The 17,700-nt window shown below is 39.4% G+C and carries 11 protein-coding genes; 6 read left to right on the forward strand and 5 right to left on the reverse strand.

Translation table 11 applies throughout. From position 1 onward, the window contains the following. Positions 1 to 808: 808 nt before the first annotated feature. Both ACLU24_RS01665 and ACLU24_RS01670 read left to right on the forward strand, forming a co-directional pair. A complete protein-coding gene (locus tag ACLU24_RS01665; RefSeq protein WP_412609881.1) occupies positions 809 to 2,305 on the forward strand; it encodes a L,D-transpeptidase family protein in 1,497 nt (498 codons plus the stop codon). Positions 2,306 to 2,401: 96 nt separating this feature from the next. Next, entirely contained in the window at positions 2,402 to 3,502 is a 1,101-nt protein-coding gene (locus ACLU24_RS01670) for a TraB/GumN family protein (protein ID WP_412609883.1), read from the forward strand. A 531-nt stretch (positions 3,503 to 4,033) separates the two neighbouring features. On the opposite strand, the gene fabV is transcribed toward ACLU24_RS01670, so the two are convergent. From fabV to dusB, 3 genes are all read right to left on the reverse strand, one after another. Further along, complete coding sequence (fabV, locus tag ACLU24_RS01675) at positions 4,034 to 5,212, reverse strand: enoyl-ACP reductase FabV (protein WP_412609885.1); 1,179 nt, start codon at positions 5,210 to 5,212, stop codon at positions 4,034 to 4,036. Between the two features lie 28 nt (positions 5,213 to 5,240). Next, positions 5,241 to 6,047: a Cof-type HAD-IIB family hydrolase gene (locus tag ACLU24_RS01680; RefSeq protein WP_412609887.1), complete on the reverse strand. Its 807-nt coding sequence runs from the start codon at positions 6,045 to 6,047 to the stop codon at positions 5,241 to 5,243. Between the two features lie 479 nt (positions 6,048 to 6,526). Continuing rightward, positions 6,527 to 7,501 (reverse strand): tRNA dihydrouridine synthase DusB, encoded by a 975-nt coding sequence (gene dusB, locus ACLU24_RS01685; protein ID WP_412609889.1) that lies wholly within the window; start codon positions 7,499 to 7,501, stop codon positions 6,527 to 6,529. Between the two features lie 465 nt (positions 7,502 to 7,966). Between dusB and ACLU24_RS01690 the strand changes: the two genes are divergently transcribed. The 3 genes from ACLU24_RS01690 (at position 7,967) to ACLU24_RS01700 (ending at position 11,405) form a co-directional block, all read left to right on the forward strand. Then, on the forward strand, positions 7,967 to 9,163 hold the full coding sequence (locus ACLU24_RS01690; RefSeq protein ID WP_412609891.1) for an aminotransferase-like domain-containing protein: 1,197 nt from the start codon (positions 7,967 to 7,969) through the stop codon (positions 9,161 to 9,163). Between the two features lie 279 nt (positions 9,164 to 9,442). Further along, positions 9,443 to 10,468 (forward strand): tryptophan--tRNA ligase, encoded by a 1,026-nt coding sequence (trpS, locus tag ACLU24_RS01695; protein ID WP_412609893.1) that lies wholly within the window; start codon positions 9,443 to 9,445, stop codon positions 10,466 to 10,468. A 25-nt stretch (positions 10,469 to 10,493) separates the two neighbouring features. After that, entirely contained in the window at positions 10,494 to 11,405 is a 912-nt protein-coding gene (locus ACLU24_RS01700; RefSeq protein ID WP_412609895.1) for a diacylglycerol/lipid kinase family protein, read from the forward strand. A 495-nt stretch (positions 11,406 to 11,900) separates the two neighbouring features. Here the strand turns inward: ACLU24_RS01700 and ACLU24_RS01705 are convergent, their stop codons facing one another. Both ACLU24_RS01705 and aspS read right to left on the reverse strand, forming a co-directional pair. After that, positions 11,901 to 13,667 carry a phosphoenolpyruvate carboxykinase (GTP) gene (locus ACLU24_RS01705; RefSeq protein WP_412609897.1) on the reverse strand — a complete coding sequence of 589 codons (1,767 nt, stop codon included), beginning with the start codon at positions 13,665 to 13,667 and terminating at the stop codon, positions 11,901 to 11,903. Between the two features lie 208 nt (positions 13,668 to 13,875). Then, positions 13,876 to 15,657: an aspartate--tRNA ligase gene (gene aspS / locus ACLU24_RS01710; protein ID WP_412609899.1), complete on the reverse strand. Its 1,782-nt coding sequence runs from the start codon at positions 15,655 to 15,657 to the stop codon at positions 13,876 to 13,878. Between the two features lie 1,147 nt (positions 15,658 to 16,804). Between aspS and ACLU24_RS01715 the strand changes: the two genes are divergently transcribed. Further along, positions 16,805 to 17,656 carry a DegV family protein gene (locus ACLU24_RS01715; RefSeq protein WP_412609901.1) on the forward strand — a complete coding sequence of 284 codons (852 nt, stop codon included), beginning with the start codon at positions 16,805 to 16,807 and terminating at the stop codon, positions 17,654 to 17,656. Positions 17,657 to 17,700 lie beyond the last annotated feature (44 nt).

Below are 17,700 nucleotides of genomic sequence, written 5' to 3' on the forward strand. Positions count from 1 at the left end.
TTTTTTGATTTATTCGTAAAACAAGTTGGCAATTTTTTGTGCAGTTTTCACAATCAAAGTGTATTGCTCAATTTTCACAGGGATTTTTGCTAAATAAACTTTTAAGATATGAATTTTAACTTGTGCAACTTTGCCTATAAAATTGTCATAAATTTGATTGATAATAAGTGTGTTTTTATTCTTTGTAGGAATTTCATTTGACAAATATGCGAATTTGTAAACAAGTTCACAATTTATTCATAAATTTTTATTCTATATAGTACGATTATAGGTTACTATTTTTCTGTTTATATTATAAGTGGAACATAAGTATTGTTGAAAACTGAATTTTATTATTTTTATCAATTCTAAAATTTTATTTTATTCTCTTTTTGTTTAAAAAGAGAACAGCTACAAAAATGTTTAACATAAACTTACTTTTGCTGTATAATATAGGTATAGAGTATAGCTAATCCTTTAATTAGAATCATATTAAATAACCGTCCTGTGATAAGCAGGGCGGTTATTTCCTTTTATTATGTAAATCAACTATCTAAACATAGCAGAAAACTTTATTATGAATTTCTTTCTCCTTGTTTCATATATAATATATGTAAAGCATTAGTTACACTAATAACAATATTCTTCATTTTTGAAATAACTATTAAAAAATAATAACGACAACTTAAACAAATCAAATCGACATAAATTAAAAAATCAAAAGTAAATTGCTGAAATCTATAACTTTTGCAAATATATAACAAAAATCCCTTGCATAAAAAAATCTTACGATATAAAATATGCTTACATTCTCAAAGGAGGAATGAAAATGAACTTTTCAAATAAATCTATAGCAAAAAAAATTCTTGGAATATTACTCTCGTCTACTGTTATATGCTCTGCTATGTACGGTTGTTCGGGCGGAAGCTCGAACGATGAATCTTCGGCTAAAGAAACCGTTGCATCAGCAGTAAGCAAACCAAATACTTCTTCTAAATTAGAATCTTCTAAACCAACCCAAAGTAAACCACAGTCTTCTGCTGAGGAATCTTCTGAAGCTTCTAAAACAGAAACAAGTGTTGGAGACATTGAAACAGTTGGAGATTTTAAAGCTGAAGCAACCGGAACTAATTCTATAAATCTCAGTTGGTCACAGATTTCCGGCATAAACGGCTACGAAATTTATCGCAAAGATGATTCTGCAGGAGCAGACTATGATAAAATTATGATTATAAAGGATTCTTCAACGAATTTTTATAATGATAATCAGATTGTTGCGGGTACTCGCTACTATTATCAGATAAGACCATACATCTATGCAAACGATAAATATTACTATGGCGAATTTTCGGCAACAAACACCTTTACTCATATTGACGATGTTTCGGAAATAACTGTTACTGCAAGAACTTCAAGCAGTATAGCAATTTCCTGGGAAAGAATCACAAATGCCACAGCCTACACAATCTATCGCAAGGACAACAATGACGGTAACTATACTTCTATTGCAACTATTACTGACTGGGAAAACTCAGCTTATACAGACACAGGTCTTACGGTTGGCAAAACCTACTATTATAAAGTAGAAGCATTTGTAAGTTTTGGCGGCGAAAGCTATTATAGCAATCCTTCCGAAATAAGCACATATACACCACCTGAAAAACCATCTTTCACTGCGTCTTATGATGAAAAAACAGAAAAAATCAAGGTAAGTTGGAAGGCTATTAATGGGGCAGAGGGGTATAGTGTTCAAATCTCTGATGATGAAGATGGAGATTATGATAGCTATGATGTTTCTGACAAGCTTGAATTTGAGCTTAAGGTTAAGAAAAACAAAATGTACTATATTAAGGTATATGCTTATTGTATCATTGACGGCGAAAAGAAATTCAGTAGCTACGAGATGAAATCTCTTGAATGTGGTGAGGTTCCTAAAGTCCACGGATATGATGTGGGAGATACATATATTGAAATAAGCCTCGATAAACAGCATATGTGGTATTATAAAAACGGTGAGCTTATAGTTTCAACTGATGTTGTAACAGGCTATAAAAACGCTCACGATACACCGACCGGTCTTTACTATATTATAAACAAGGCTTCGCCTGCCGAACTCGTTGGAGAAACTTGGGATGTTTGGGTTAATTTCTGGCTTGGCGTAACTTATGACGGCGTTGGTATTCACGATTCCACATGGAGAACCGGCGGTTACGGCGGAAACATCTATACATATGACGGCTCTCACGGTTGTATCAACACTCCGTACGATGCAGTTAAGAAAATCTATGATAATTGCAAAGAAAATACTCCTGTTGTAATTTATTAATATATTATAAATAATATTCTTTTTTACTTGACAACCAGCGGCGATTGTACTAAACTTATAGTACAATCGCCGCTTTTAATATTGGAGGTATAAAGTATGAAAATTAAAAAACTCGCATCAGCAGTTTTATCCGCTATCTTAGGAACGATTATTGTATTTTCGGGCTGCTCTAATGGCGGCTCTGTAAATGATAATTCGAGCAAAACAGAAAGTTCAGCACCAACTTCTGTTGCTGAATCTAAAACGGAATCAAGCCAAACTTCTAAGGCGGAATCAAGCACTGTATCTAAAACAGAATCTCAAAGTTCTAAAAATGAATCTTCTAAAAATACTGAACCTGACGCAGATTATACGCCAGCTATGTGGAAGGTTACTAAAGGCGACAAGGAAATGTATCTCTTTGGTTCAATCCACGCTACACAGGACGGTGCAGAAAATCTGCCGGACTATGTACAGAAAGCCTTTGATGAATGTGACTATCTAGCTATGGAGCTTGACACAGACAGTATGATGAATGACTTAGGACAAGCTTTACAACTTACACAAAAGCTTATGTATACTGATGGCACAACTATTAAAGACCATATTTCTGAGGAAACTTATAACGCTGCTGTAAAATATCTTACTGAAAAGGGCTTATATATGTCATATTATGATAACTTTAAGCCTATGATGTGGATTTCATTACTTGAAAATGCAATGTATAATGGCTCAGGTATTGATATTACAAAATCTATGGAAAGTATTATGACCTCAAAAGCTAAAAAGGCTAACAAAGAAATCTTAGAGGTTGAAAATATGGATATTCAGCTTGGCGTATTTGATAATCTCTCAGATAAACTTGTAGATGTTATGATTTTGAGCTATACACAAGCAGATCCAACCGAACAGGCAAAGTCAAGCAATAAATTATATGAGCAGTGGAAACACGGGGAAGCCATCAAAGATACAGATGAAGATGAAATTCCTGATGAATACAAAGAAGACTATGAAAAATACAGCAAAGCTATGCTCACAGACAGAAACAAGGGTATGGCTGACAAAGCTGAGGAATATATGAATGACGGCAAAAAAGTATTCTTTATGGTTGGCGCAGCTCATATGTATGGTGATAACGGAATTGTTCAGCTTTTGACAGATAGGGGATATACAGTAGAGAGAGTATCTAAGACGGAGAATCTTAGTAAGGCTGCATAATTTCTCAGAAGTTTAGTTTAGAATTACAAATTTCGTCGTTCGGCAGTTCATTGGTAATTTCTTAATCCGCGGCAGTTAACTTGCCTTATCAATGTCGAAGTTTTGCAACGCAAAACTGATTTCGCGACTTGGGAGCGGCGACTCGCCGCAAAGTTTTGCTCAAACTTTTTCAAAAGCTTGCAGGGTCGAGAGACGGAGTCCCTCGTAGGTTTTAAGGGTGAAACCCTCAACATTTCATTCTTCTCAAGCGGTGGACTATGTCCACCGCTTAATTTTTTGTTATCAATAAACTTATTAATGGTCGAACACAGTTCGCCCATTAATTTGTACTTAAAAACTTTAACATCTCTTGCTTACTTATGTTGCTCACGAAAGAAAAAAGCGGCGGATAAAATCCGCCGCTCAAAGAGCAAAGAATGTTAAGGGCTTTGCCCTTAAAACCCACCAAAGGCTCCGCCTTTGGAATCCGCAAGCCTTTAAAAAGGCTTGACCTAAACTTTAAGTGTCTTAGTGGAGGTTTATTAGCTAATATTAGTCTATGCTATCAATCTTTACCTCTACATCTGTTTCGGCATCATAATCTACACCTGATACCTTAAAGCCGAACAGCTTATAAAATTCTTCCCAATAACCGTCAATATCTGCACATTCAGCGATTTTCTCGGTAGAAATATCACTCCAAAGCTTTGTGACTTCCTCTTGAATATCGTCTTGAAGTTCTAAATCGTCAAGACGGATTCTGCCCTCAGCATCAAGAACCGGCTTTTCGCCGAAAAGCTTTTGATTGAAAAGTCTATACATTTGCTCAATACAGCCTTCGTGGCAACCCTTAGCCTTCATTACCTTATAAAGAATAGAGATATAAAGCGGTACTATCGGAATAGCTGCACTTGACTGTGTTACAAGAGCCTTATTTACAGAAAGATATGCATGAATACCGTTAAATTCCTCTGTAATCTCTTTTGCTGTCTTGAAAAGGTGGTCCTTAGCCTTACCAATAGAACCGTCACGATACATTGGGTGTGTAATAACCGGTCCAATGTAGGAATACGCTACTGTTATAGCATCTGGCTCGATAGCATCGGCATTCTTTAATGCAGTAATCCAATCTTTCCAATCTTCACCGCCCATAACCTTTACTGTATTGAAAACTTCTTCATCAGTTGCCGGCTCTACTGTAATATCGTGAACTTCATTTGTGCGGAGGTCGATAGTTTTATTTGTATAAGGCTCGCCGACTGTCTTTAATACAGAACTATATAATGTGCCGTCTTTGTCCTTGCGTCTTGGTGCAGCAAGACTATATATAACCATATCAACCTTGCCTAAATCTTTTTTGATAAGTGCGATTGTTTCGTCTTTGATTTCCTGAGAATAAGCATCTCCGTTAATTGTCTTTGCGTAAAGTCCGTCAGCGTGTGCAAACTCCTCGAAAGCAGCTGTATTATACCAGCCTGAAGAACCTGTTCTATTGCCTGAACCCGGCTTATCAAATATAATTCCGATTGTAGACGCTCCGCAAGAATATGCCGCAGAAATACGGGAAGCAAGTCCATATCCCATAGACGCACCGATGACAAGAACTTTCTTAGGGCCGTTTGTCTTTGGCTGTAATTTTACATATTCGATTTGTTGTCTGACATTTTCCTTACAGCCTGTTGGATGAGATGTTGTGCAGATAAATCCTCTTACCTTTGGTTTTACTATCATTTTGACTACTCCTTTTATATTTATATAATTACTTCGTGAATTTCTCGACTACATAGGCTATGCCGTCTTCATCATTAGACTTTGTGATAAAATTCGCAACAGCCTTAAGCTTATCATTTGCATTAGCCATACCAACGCCAAGTCCGGCATATTCTACCATTGTGATATCATTAAAGCCGTCACCGCAAGCAATACATTCTTCGGTTTTTATGCCGAGCGTTTTTATGAGATTGTCGATTGAACGAGCTTTATCAATTCCTTTTGGCACGACCTCAAGGAAAAACGGCTCTGAACGGAAAACCCCGAGCTTATCACCAACTCGCTTACTGAGTACCTTTTCAAGCTTTACAACCTCATCCGGATTGCCTGAAAGCAAGCATTTATTGATGTCGAAATTTACATAAGAAACGAAATCGTCTACTTCTTTAACTTTAAGACCAATTATATTTGATTCTACCATTGTATATTCATTTACGCCGTTTCCTGCAATAAGGCAATCACCCTCATAGGTATTTATACCTATATTCGTTTTATAAACCTCATCACAGATTTCCGGAAGAAATTCAAGTGGAAGATTTGCAGAAAATACGGTTTCTCCGCTCTGGCAGTTGATAATCTTACCGCCATTAAATGACATAACGAAACCGCCATATTTCTTAAGGTCAAGCTGTTCAGCGTAGGGGAAGACACCCTTTGTCGGTCTGCCTGAAGCTATTGCAATCTTTCCTCCACGCTCCTGATAATCTATCAGTGCATCGTGTGTTTTGGGTGTGATTTTCTTTTCTGAATTGGTTAATGTTCCATCTATATCAAGAACCATAATCTTATATTTCATAATTTTCATATCCTCCACTATTGAACTATGCGGCGAGCCGCCGCTCCCAAGACGCTGAATCGCTCGACATTGACAAGAGATGTTTATTGACACAGTCAAGGAAACTACCGATGAGCTAATGCACTTTTTTAGACAAATAAAAGTTTTGCTCAAGCTTTTTCAAAAGCTTGCAGGGTCGAGGGACAGAGTCCCTCGTGGGTTTTAAGGGCGAAGCCCTTAACATTCTTTGCTTCCTAATGGACGGACTTTGTCCGTCCATTGATTTCTTATGTCAGCAACATTAGTTAAACAGGGAACCCCCTGCGAGGGTTCCCTACGAAAAACATTCCACTGGAATGTTTTTCTACCCTCCTGCGCTTTGAGGAGCATAAAGTATTTCGCAGTCTGCGGACGGCGACCAAAGGCTCTGCCTTTGGAATCTGTGAGCCTTTAAAAAGGCTCAAGCGAAACTTTTAAGTGTCTATTGGGAAGTTGGTTAACTATTCGCTTTGCGACATACACTCATAAGCTTTTTTGGTAAGTTCTATAAGTTCATCATAAGTCTTTAAATAACCCGCCTCTCGGCGAAGTTCAGCAGCATTCTTGAAGTCTTTCATATACCATCCAACATGCTTTCTTGCCTCACGCATAGCAATTTCTTCGCCTTTATAATCACACATTGCTTGAATGTGTCTTAAAATCACTGTAACCTTTTCCGCCGGTGACGGCGGAAACATCGGTCTTAAATCATTGAGCCAAGCGTTTATCTCTCTAAATATCCACGGATTACCTAATGCACCTCTACCTATCATAACCATATCGCAGTTAGTTTTTTCGAGCATTTGTGCGGCATCATTGGCATTGGTAATATCTCCGTTGCCTATTACCGGAATATTTACGGCTTTTTTTACCTCAGCAATAATATCAAGGTCAGCCTTTCCTGAATAAAACTGTTCACGAGTTCTGCCATGAACGGTTATTGCGGCTGCACCTGCCTGTTCACATATCTTTGCAACCTCAACGGCATTTACGGACTTATCGTCCCAACCTTTACGGATTTTTACGGTTATAGGAACATCAACAGCTTTACATACTGCTTCTACAATTTCTCCGCATAAATCGGGATTTTTCATCAAGGCACTTCCTGCACCATTTCCGCTTATCTTAGGGGCAGGACAACCCATATTTATATCTATAATATCCGGTTTATATTCCATGGCGGTTACGGCTGCTGCGGCAACTGTCTGCGGTTCACTGCCAAAAAGCTGTACAGCTGCAGGACGTTCATTCTCTGAAAGAATCATAAGCTCTTTGGAGCGTTCGCTATTGAACGAAATTCCCTTTGCACTTACCATCTCTCCGACAACATATGACGCACCAAAATCTACGCAAAGTTCTCGGAAAGCTCTGTCTGTAACTCCTGCCATAGGTGCAAGAGCAGCCATTCCCTTTATTTCTACATTTCCTATTTTCATTAATCAGCCTCCTAAAAGTCCAATTATTGATATTATATCATATTTTGTACTCAATGACAACATTTACTCTTTGTGTGGCAACTTAATAAACTATTAAATCAACAAACTGGCGAACACAGTTCGCATCTGCACTTTCTTTATATAAGACAATTAAAGGTTTCGCATGAGCCTTTAAAAGGCTCACGGTTTCCAAAGGTAGTCACCTACGGCAAAGCCTTTGGTCGCTCTCCGCAGAGAGAAACATTTATACTCCACAAAACGCAGAGGGAGCACTGAGGGTAAGCCACGATGTCAAAATACACAATCAGTTTTGGAAGAGAAATTTATTGATTTGGATTAAGTAATTACTAATGAGCTGTCTCAACTGGTGAACATAGTTATATATTGAATAATTTGTGGTTATATGATAGAATTAAATGTACGATGTAAATAATTGTTTCAAAATTTAATATATGGAGGATTATTATGGATTACTTTCTTTCTGATAGAGTTCAGACTCTTAAACCGTCTGCCATAAGAGAAATCTTTAAGTATGCCGCAGACCCTGAGGTTATATCTCTTTCTGCCGGCAATCCTGACCCTGAGGCTTTTCCTGTTAAGGAAATTGCGGAAATTTCTAACGATGTACTTACAAATCGTCCTATTGATGCACTTCAATACAGCATTACCGAGGGATATGTACCGCTCCGCAATGCTCTCAAGGACTATATGAAAAATAAATTCAATATCGGCAGAGATTTTGATGAACTGGTTGTTACTTCAGGCGCTCAACAGGTTATGGACCTCGCTACAAAATCCCTTGTAAATGAGGGAGATACTGTTATTTGTGAAGCCCCAAGCTTTATAGGCTCTCTTAATTCTTTCCGTGCTTATAAAGCAAGGCTTTGCGGTATTCCTCTCGAAAGCGACGGTATGAACCTTGAAGCCCTCGAAAAGGCTCTTAAAACTGAAAAAAATGTACGCTTTATCTATACTATTCCTAATTTTCAGAATCCATCGGGTGTTACTACAAGCCTTGAAAAGCGTCACGCAATATATGAACTAGCTAAGAAATATGGTGTTCTTATTCTTGAGGATAACCCTTATGGCGAACTTAGAGTAAGTGGAAAAGATGTTCCTGCGATAAAATCCTTTGATGAGGACGGTATTGTTATTTATGCCGGCTCATTCTCTAAGGTACTTTCTCCCGGTATGAGAATAGGCTGGTTTGTTGCGCCAAAGGAAGTTGCTGCAAAAATGATAGTTTGCAAGCAGGGTTCTGATGTTCATACAACCGCTTGGTCACAGATTGTTGCAAGCGAATTTATGACAAAATACGACTTTGAGGCTCATTTGGAGCGTTTGCGTGAAATCTACAGAAAGAAAATCAATTTCACTCAAGAGCTACTTGATAAATACCTTGCACCAATTATTACATATAATAAGATTGATGGTGGTCTTTTTATATGGTGTAAGCTTCCTGATGAGATTGATATGACTAAATTCTGCAAAGAGGCTGTTCTCAGAAAGGTATGCGTTGTTCCGGGAAATGCGTTCTTAACTGATGAAAACGAGCAGTGCCACAGTTTCAGAATCAATTTCTCGACACCAACTAATGAACAGTTGGAAAAGGGAATTAAGATATTGGGCGAATTAGCAAAAGAAATGCTGAATAAGCAATAATCTTAAATAAATCCATAATTAATCATAAGTTTAACAATAGATATAATATAAAGTTTTTGCGAAATCTATTTTTTGTCTATAAAGCGTGGTTTGTTCAGGGAACCTCCTGCGAGGATTCCTGTGGGTCGGTACCCACAGCGAAGATGCGGAATCGCTCGGCTTTGCCTCGCTCGTGGTGAATAAGAGAAATTAGTTGACGCAGTCTATGTAATTACCAGTAAACTACCGAAAAGGACGAATTTTTTAATTTAAATATTGGAAATTGAAAGGAAAATAAATATGAGTGAAGAAGTTTTAAAACAAGAAAAAAAGCCTATAATATTCAGTGCAATACAGCCAAGCGGTACTATTACACTTGGTAACTACATCGGTGCATTGAAAAACTGGGTTACTCTCCAAGATGACTATGATTGCATTTTTGCGGTCGCTGACCTACACGCAATCACTGTAAGACAAGAACCTGCTACATTCCGCAGACACATATTGGAAGCTTACGCTCTCTTACTTGCTTGCGGCATTGATACCGAGAAAAGCCCTTTCTTTATTCAGAGCCATGTTCATACTCACGCTGAACTCGCTTGGGTTCTTAACTGCTATACACAGTTCGGCGAGCTTTCTCGTATGACACAATTTAAAGATAAATCTCAGAAACACGCTGATAATGTTAATGTTGGTCTTTTCGCATATCCAAGCCTTATGGCTGCTGATATTCTTCTCTATCAGGCTGACCTCGTTCCTGTTGGCGCTGACCAAAAGCAACATCTTGAGCTTGCAAGAAATATTGCGGAACGCTTTAACGGTATCTACGGCAATACATTTAAAATTCCTGACGGATATATTCCTCCTGTTGGTGCGAGAATTATGTCGCTTCAGGACCCAACAAAAAAGATGTCTAAATCTGACGAAAATGTAAATGCTTGGGTTGCTGTTCTCGATAAGCCTGAGGATATTATGAGAAAATTCAAGCGTGCTGTTACTGACTCTGAGGCTGTTGTAAAATATGGCGAAAATAAAGCCGGTGTAAACAATCTTATGGGTATTTACAGTGCTGTTACAGGCAAGACAAACGATGAAATAGAAAAGGAATTTGAGGGCAAGGGTTACGGCGACTTCAAAACTACTGTTGCTGAGGCTGTTATCGAGGAACTTCGTCCTATCCGCGAACGCTATGAGAAATTTATAGCTGACAAGGCATATCTTGAGGAACAGTATACTAAGGGTGCTGAATTTGCATTGAGAATGTCATCTCGTACACTCGACAAGGCAATGAAGAAAGTCGGCTTTATTAAAAAGCCGAGATTCTGATTTTCAGAATTAGGAGGTTAGTCTTATGAAAAAACACAAGGTTCAGCCAAAAAAGCTTATGCTTATAGTGAACCCTATTGCAGGAAAATCTCGTGCAAAATATAATCTTGCAAGCCTTGCGTCAATTTTTTATAAGAATAACTACGAACCTGCTATTTACTTTACTTCTCCAGACTGTGGGGCAGAAGAGCTTATCGAAAAACACGCAAAGGATTTTGATGTTGTAGCGTGTTGTGGCGGTGACGGCACTGTCAGTGAGGCTATCGAGGGTATGATGAAGCTTGAGGATTGTCCTCCGCTTGGATATATTCCTTGCGGAACGACAAACGACCTTGCAACAAGTCTTGATTTGCCTAAAAATATGAAAAGAGCCGCTAATACTATCGCTAATGAAGAACCTCTTCCGCTTGATATAGGTAGTTTTGGTGATGAATGTCATTTTGCCTATATTGCATCATTCGGTGCATTTACGGAGGTTTCTTACGAAACTCCGCAAAAAGCAAAGAATATATTCGGTCATCTGGCTTATGTTTTTGCGGCTTTTAAGTCTATGAATAAAATCAAGCCTTATCATATCAAAATTGAAAGCGAAGAAAAGACTTTTGAGGATGATGTTATTTTCTGCTCGGTTACAAACTCAACCTCCGTTGCGGGAATCTTTAAATTTGATAAAAGTCTTGTTGATTTTAACGACGGTCTATATGAGGTACTTCTGATAAAACAGCCTAAGCGTTTGAGAACTGTTTTGGCGATATTTCTATCTATGCTCAATACAACATACAAGCACGACCACATAACGCTTTTTCAGACTTCAAAGTTAAAACTTACCGCAGATGAAAACATAGATTGGGCGATTGACGGCGAACACCGTTCAAGCAGCAACACAATAGAAATAACAAACAATCACAATGCTATTTCACTTATTCGCAAGCATTGAACGGTGCGTGACCGCACAGGACAAGACGCGGAATCGCTCGACAAGTCTCGCTCGATGTTGATAAATGAAGATTATTGACGCGGTCGAAGAAATTAGCAATGAACTACCGATTAGCTAATAGACTTTCCTAAGACAAATAAAAGTTTAGGTCAAGCCTTTTTAAAGGCTTGCGGTTTCCAAAGGTAGTCACCTACGGCAGAGCCTTTGGTAACTCATTGGTAATTACTTTATTTGCAGCAATAAACTTCCCTTGCAGATGTCGAGTGAGGCTTGCCGAACGATTATGCGTCTTGGGGGCGGCGGCTCGCCGCTTAAGGGCTAAGCCCTTAACATCTCTTTTTCTCTAAGCGGTGGACTTTGTCCACCGCTATAATTATTTTAACATACAAAAACCGCAACTTATTTAAGCTGCGGTTTTACTATATAAAATTAAAAATAAACACCACCGACTATGAGTTATCCATAATCGGTGGTGTCTTTATATATTAAGCTTTATTATTTAGCAAGTCTTTCCTTAAGACCCTCGAGCTCAGCTCTGAGTTCAGCAGGAAGCTTATCGCCAAATATCTTGTAATACTCTTCGATTTCCTTTGTTTCAGCTGTCCACTTCTCGTTATCAACTGTAAGAATCTTCTTGAGTGTTTCCATATCCATGTCAAGACCCTCAAGGTTGATGTCTTCTGGTCTTGGGAGATAACCGATAGGTGTTTCAACAGCGTCAGCCTTGCCTTCGCAACGCTTGATAATCCACTCGAGAACACGGAAGTTGTCGCCGAAACCAGGCCACATAAACTTGCCGTCTTCGTCTACTCTGAACCAGTTAACATTGAATATCTTTGGAGCCTTGTCGCCAAGAATCTTACCCATTTCAATCCAGTGGCCGAAGTAGTCACCCATATGATAACCACAGAATGGCTTCATAGCCATTGGGTCATGACGGAGAACACCGACAGCACCTGTTGCAGCTGCTGTTGTTTCAGAAGCCATGATAGAACCTACGAATACACCGTTGTTCCAATCTCTTGACTGGTAAACGAGTGGAGTTGTAGTTGCACGACGGCCGCCGAAGATGATAGCAGAAACAGGAACACCTGATGTTGAGTTAAATTCTGAGCTGATGCATGGGCAGTTCTTTGCAGGAGCTGTGAAACGGCTGTTTGGATGAGCACCCTTTTCTGTGCTTTCCTTACCATTCCAAGGATTGCCCTTCCAGTCGATAGCGTGCTCCGGTGGATTCTTGTCGAGGCCTTCCCACCAAACTGTGTTGTCATCAAGGTTGAGAGCAACATTTGTGAAGATTGTGCCCTTCTTTGTAGAAGCAAGAGCATTAGGATTAGACTTCTCGTTTGTGCCAGGAGCAACGCCGAAGAAGCCATTCTCTGGGTTGATAGCCCAAAGTCTGCCGTCAGGACCCTTACGCATCCAAGCGATATCGTCACCGACACACCATACCTTGTAGCCTTTCTTTCTATAACCCTCCGGAGGAATAAGCATAGCCAAGTTTGTTTTACCGCAAGCTGATGGGAATGCAGCTGTTACATACTTGATTTCGCCCTGTGGATTCTCGATACCGAGGATAAGCATATGCTCAGCCATCCAGTTCTCGCACTTACCGAGGTAGGAAGCAATTCTAAGAGCAAAGCACTTCTTACCAAGAAGAACATTTCCGCCGTAAGCAGAGTTTACGGAGATGATGTAATTATCTTCTGGGAAGTGGCAGATATATCTCTTCTCAGGGTCAACATCGCACATTGCGTGAAGTCCCTTAATCCAGTCTTCACTATCGCCAAGAACTTCTTCAACTGCTGTGCCTACACGAGTCATAATGCTCATATTAAGAACAACATAGATAGAATCTGTTACTTCGTAACCAATCTTTGCGAGAGGTGAGCCAACAGGACCCATTGAATAAGGGATAACATACATTGTACGGCCCTTATATGAACCACGAGCAATATCAAAAAGCATTTGATATGTTTCTTTTGGGTCTTTCCAATTATTTGTAGGACCAGCGTCCTTTTCATCTCTGCAGCAGATGAATGTACGGTCTTCAACACGAGCAACGTCGTTTTCTCTTGTTCTATGGAGGTAGCAACCAGGGAGCTTTTCTTCGTTAAGCTTAATCATTTCGCCTGTTTCGCAAGCTTCCTTGCGGAGAGCCTCGAGCTGTTCCTCAGAACCATCAATCCAAACGACCTTATCAGGATTGAGAAGATTTTTCATTTCTTCAATCCATGCCAATACTGACTTATTTGTTGTCATTTTATTATTCCCCTTTCTGCCTAAAGGCATTTACAGATTTATTATAATGCAATTTGCAAGAAATATCAATAAATAATTCATAAATTTTTGAAGTATTTTTCAAATACTGTATTTTGTATAGCATTTCTAAGAATTTGTTAATAAACTATGAACCAACAAAAGCTAAAAAATTCATACTTATAAGTAATAAGTGTGTGAATATGATTTTTTATTCCGCATCAGATACACTTATTCCGAGTTCTTCAAGCTGTGCATCGTCTACCGGACTTGGAGCGTTACTCATAAGCTCACTTGCATTCTGAATCTTAGGGAAAGCAACTACATCTCTGAGTGTAGGTGCATTAATCATCTGCATAACAAGTCTATCAAGTCCTATGCCCATACCTCCGTGTGGTGGAGCTCCATACTTGAATGCACCTGTCAAGAAACCGAACTTCTTTTGTGCCTCTTCATCAGAAAGTCCGAGCATCTCGAACATTCTTTTTTGAAGCGCTGGATTTGTTATACGGATAGAACCTGATGAAAGCTCGATACCATTAAGAACCATATCGTAAGCCTTTGCGTAAACATTGCCTTTATCGCCTTCAAGTTTATCTAAACACTCGTCTGTTGGAGATGTGAATGGGTGGTGCATTGCTACCCACTCGCCGCTCTCTTTATCAAACTCAAAGAATGGAAATTCTACTACCCAAAGGAAGTTATAGCCGTCTTTGATTATATCAAGACGCTTTGCGACCTCTACTCTCAATGCTCCGAGTGTAGGGAGTACAACGCTATCATCTGTATCACCGACAATAAGAACTACATCGCCCTTTTCAGCACCAGCCTTTTCGAGAATAGCTGTCATTTCAGCCTCGGTCATAAACTTTGCAAAGCTTGATGCTATGCCGTCATCGGTCATTCTTATCCATGCAAGTCCCTTTGCACCGATACCCTTTACATATTCTGTAAGCTTGTCTATCTCCTTACGGCTATATGTCTTTACGGCATTTTTCGCTGTAATTCCACGAACAGAGCCTCCGCCTGCGATTGCATTCTTGAATACGCCAAACTCGCTATCCTTAACTGTTTCTGTGAGGTCGAAAATTTCCATACCAAAACGAGTATCCGGTTTATCTGAACCGAATCTTGCCATAACCTCATTATAGGTATATCTTGGGAATGGGGTAGGAATATCTATATCAAGAACAGTCTTGAAAAGATACTTTATATAATTTTCGCCGAGATTGAGGACGTCTTCCATATCTACAAAAGACATTTCAAGGTCTATCTGAGTAAATTCAGGCTGTCTGTCGGCTCTCAAGTCCTCATCTCTGAAGCATCTTGCAATCTGCATATACTTATCAAAGCCGGCAACCATACAAAGCTGTTTATAGATTTGTGGGGACTGAGGAAGTGCATAAAATTCGCCCTTATGGATTCTTGATGGCACAAGGAAATCTCTTGCACCCTCTGGAGTGGATTTTATAAGCATAGGAGTTTCTATCTCAATAAAGCCCTCGTTATCGAAGAAATCTCGAGTAGCCTTGGCAATCTTATGACGAAGAATGATATTATTTTGAAGTGTAGGACGGCGGAGGTCGAGATAACGATATTTAAGACGAGTTGTTTCGCCTGCTGTACAGTTATCGGTAATTTCGAAAGGAGGTGTTTCTGATTCGGAAAGAACACGAAGTTCTTTAACCTCGATTTCAATATCTCCTGTTGGAATTTCTGCGTTTTTAGCACTTCTTTCACGAACAGTTCCCACAACTGCGAGAACATATTCTGAACGAACGGAAGCGGCTTTCTTAAAGATTTCTCTATCTGTATCATCATCGAGAGTGATTTGAACTATGCCTGTTCTATCACGAAGGTCTATAAATATGAGGTGACCTTTATCACGCTGTCTCTGAACCCAGCCAAAGACAGTAACATTTTTGCCGATATCATCGGCACGAAGCGTTCCGCAATAGTCTGTACGCTTCAGCCCTGTCATAAATTCTGCCATTTTAAATCTTCCTTTACAAATAAATTGTGTACTTATTTTTAATTATATCATTCCAAAAATATAAAATCAAGTGTGGGGCGGCGGAGTGCCTCCGCCGTCAAGACGCGGAATCGCTCGACAAGTCTCGCTCGTAGTAGATTAGGGAAGATAGTTGACGCGGTCGAAGAAATTAACAATGAACTACCGATTGGTTAGTAGGCTTTCCTAAGACAGATAAAAGTTTTGCGGCGAGCTGCCGCTCCCAAGACGCGGAATCGCTCGACAAGTCTCGCTCGTGGTGGATTAGGGAAGATTGTTGACGCGGTTGAAGAAATTAGCAATGAACTACCGATTGGTTAGTAAACTTTCCTAAGACAGATAAAAGTTTTGCGGCGAACCGCCGCTCCCAAGACGCGGAATCGCTCGACAAGTCTCGCTCGTGGTGGATTAGGGAAGATTGTTGACGCGGTTGAAGAAATTAGCAATGAACTACCGATTGGTTAGTAAACTTTCCTAAGACAGATAAAAGTTTTGCGGCGAACCGCCGCTCCCAAGACGCGGAATCGCTCGACAAGTCTCGCTCGTGGTGGATTAGGGAAGATTGTTGACGCGGTCGAAGAAATTAGCAATGGGATACCGATTAGTTAATAAACTTTCCTAAGACAGATAAAAGTTTTGCTCAAGCTTTTTCAAAAGCTTGCAGGGTCGAGGGACGGAGTCCCTCGTGGGTTTTAAGGGCAACGCCCTTAACTTTTCTTGCTCCCTTAGGGGCGAACTTCGTTCGCCCCTAAATATCTTTTGGTAGCAACATTAGTTAATAAAAAGACGGACAAAGTCCGCCTTTAGAGAGAAAGAGATGTTAAGGGCTTTGCCCTTAACACCCACCAAAGGCTCAGCCTTTGGAAACCGCAAGCCTTTAAAAAGGCTTGACCTAAACTTTGAGTGTCTTTAGGAAAGTTTGTCAGTTTATTGGTAGTTTCTTCGACCAAGTCAATAATCTTCATAAATCAACACCGAGCGAGACTTGTCAAGCGATTCCGTGTCTTGGGATTGGCGGCTCTTCTCCCTTAACAAAATTTTACAGTTACTGTTTTTAAGGTAAAGCATTGTAAATTTTGAAATAATATGATATAATATACAAAATATTTCTAAAAAAGGTGAGGTTATTATGAAAAATAAAGTCATTATCGCCGCAGATAGCACCTGCGACCTTTCTCCTGAACTTATTGAAAAATATAATATAGAGATTATTCCTCTCCCTGTAAATCTTGGTGACAAACCTTGCCTTGACGGCGTTGATGTTACTGTTGATGATGTTTTCAATTACTTCGAAACAAACGGAGAACTCGCTACTACATCAGCTCCTACTGTAGAATATTACGAGGATTTTTATAAAAAATGGACTGATGAGGGATATACCGTAGTTCATACAAGCATTAGCCTTAAATTTACTGTGACTCATAATATCGCACAACGAGCTGCTGCTAAATTCCCTGGTGTTTATCCGATTGACTCCCATAGCATTTCAAGCGGAATGGGACTTCTTGCTATTCACGGTGCTATACTTCGTGAACAAGGTTTAGAAGGGTGGCAAATTGCTGAACAGCTCCGCAATGAGGCTGATAATATTCGCGTAAGCTTTGTTCTTGATACTCTCAAATATATGAGAAAGGGTGGAAGATGTAGCGGTATTGCGGCTTTCGGCGCTAATATGCTTAATCTCAAGCCTTGTCTTGAAACAAAAGACGCCGCCCTTGTAGTTAAAAAAAAATATAGGGGAAAGATTGAAAATGTCTTTATTCAATACGCTGAGGAAATGCTTACCTCCGGTGATAATATAGACAAATCTATTTTGCTTATTACACACTCAGGCGTTGATAAAAAGACTTTAAAAGCTGTTAAAAAGCGTTGTTCTGAACTTGTAGACTTTGATGCAATATATGAATGTAACACCGGTTGTTCTGTGGCTGTACACTGTGGCCCTAACACCCTCGGACTAATCTATGCTATAAAAGATTGATTTTATTTATAGGGTTTGCGCAAGAGCTATCATTGCGATATTTG

It is taken from the genome of Pseudoruminococcus sp., from assembly GCF_047012705.1.
Lineage (GTDB): Bacteria > Bacillota > Clostridia > Oscillospirales > Acutalibacteraceae > Pseudoruminococcus.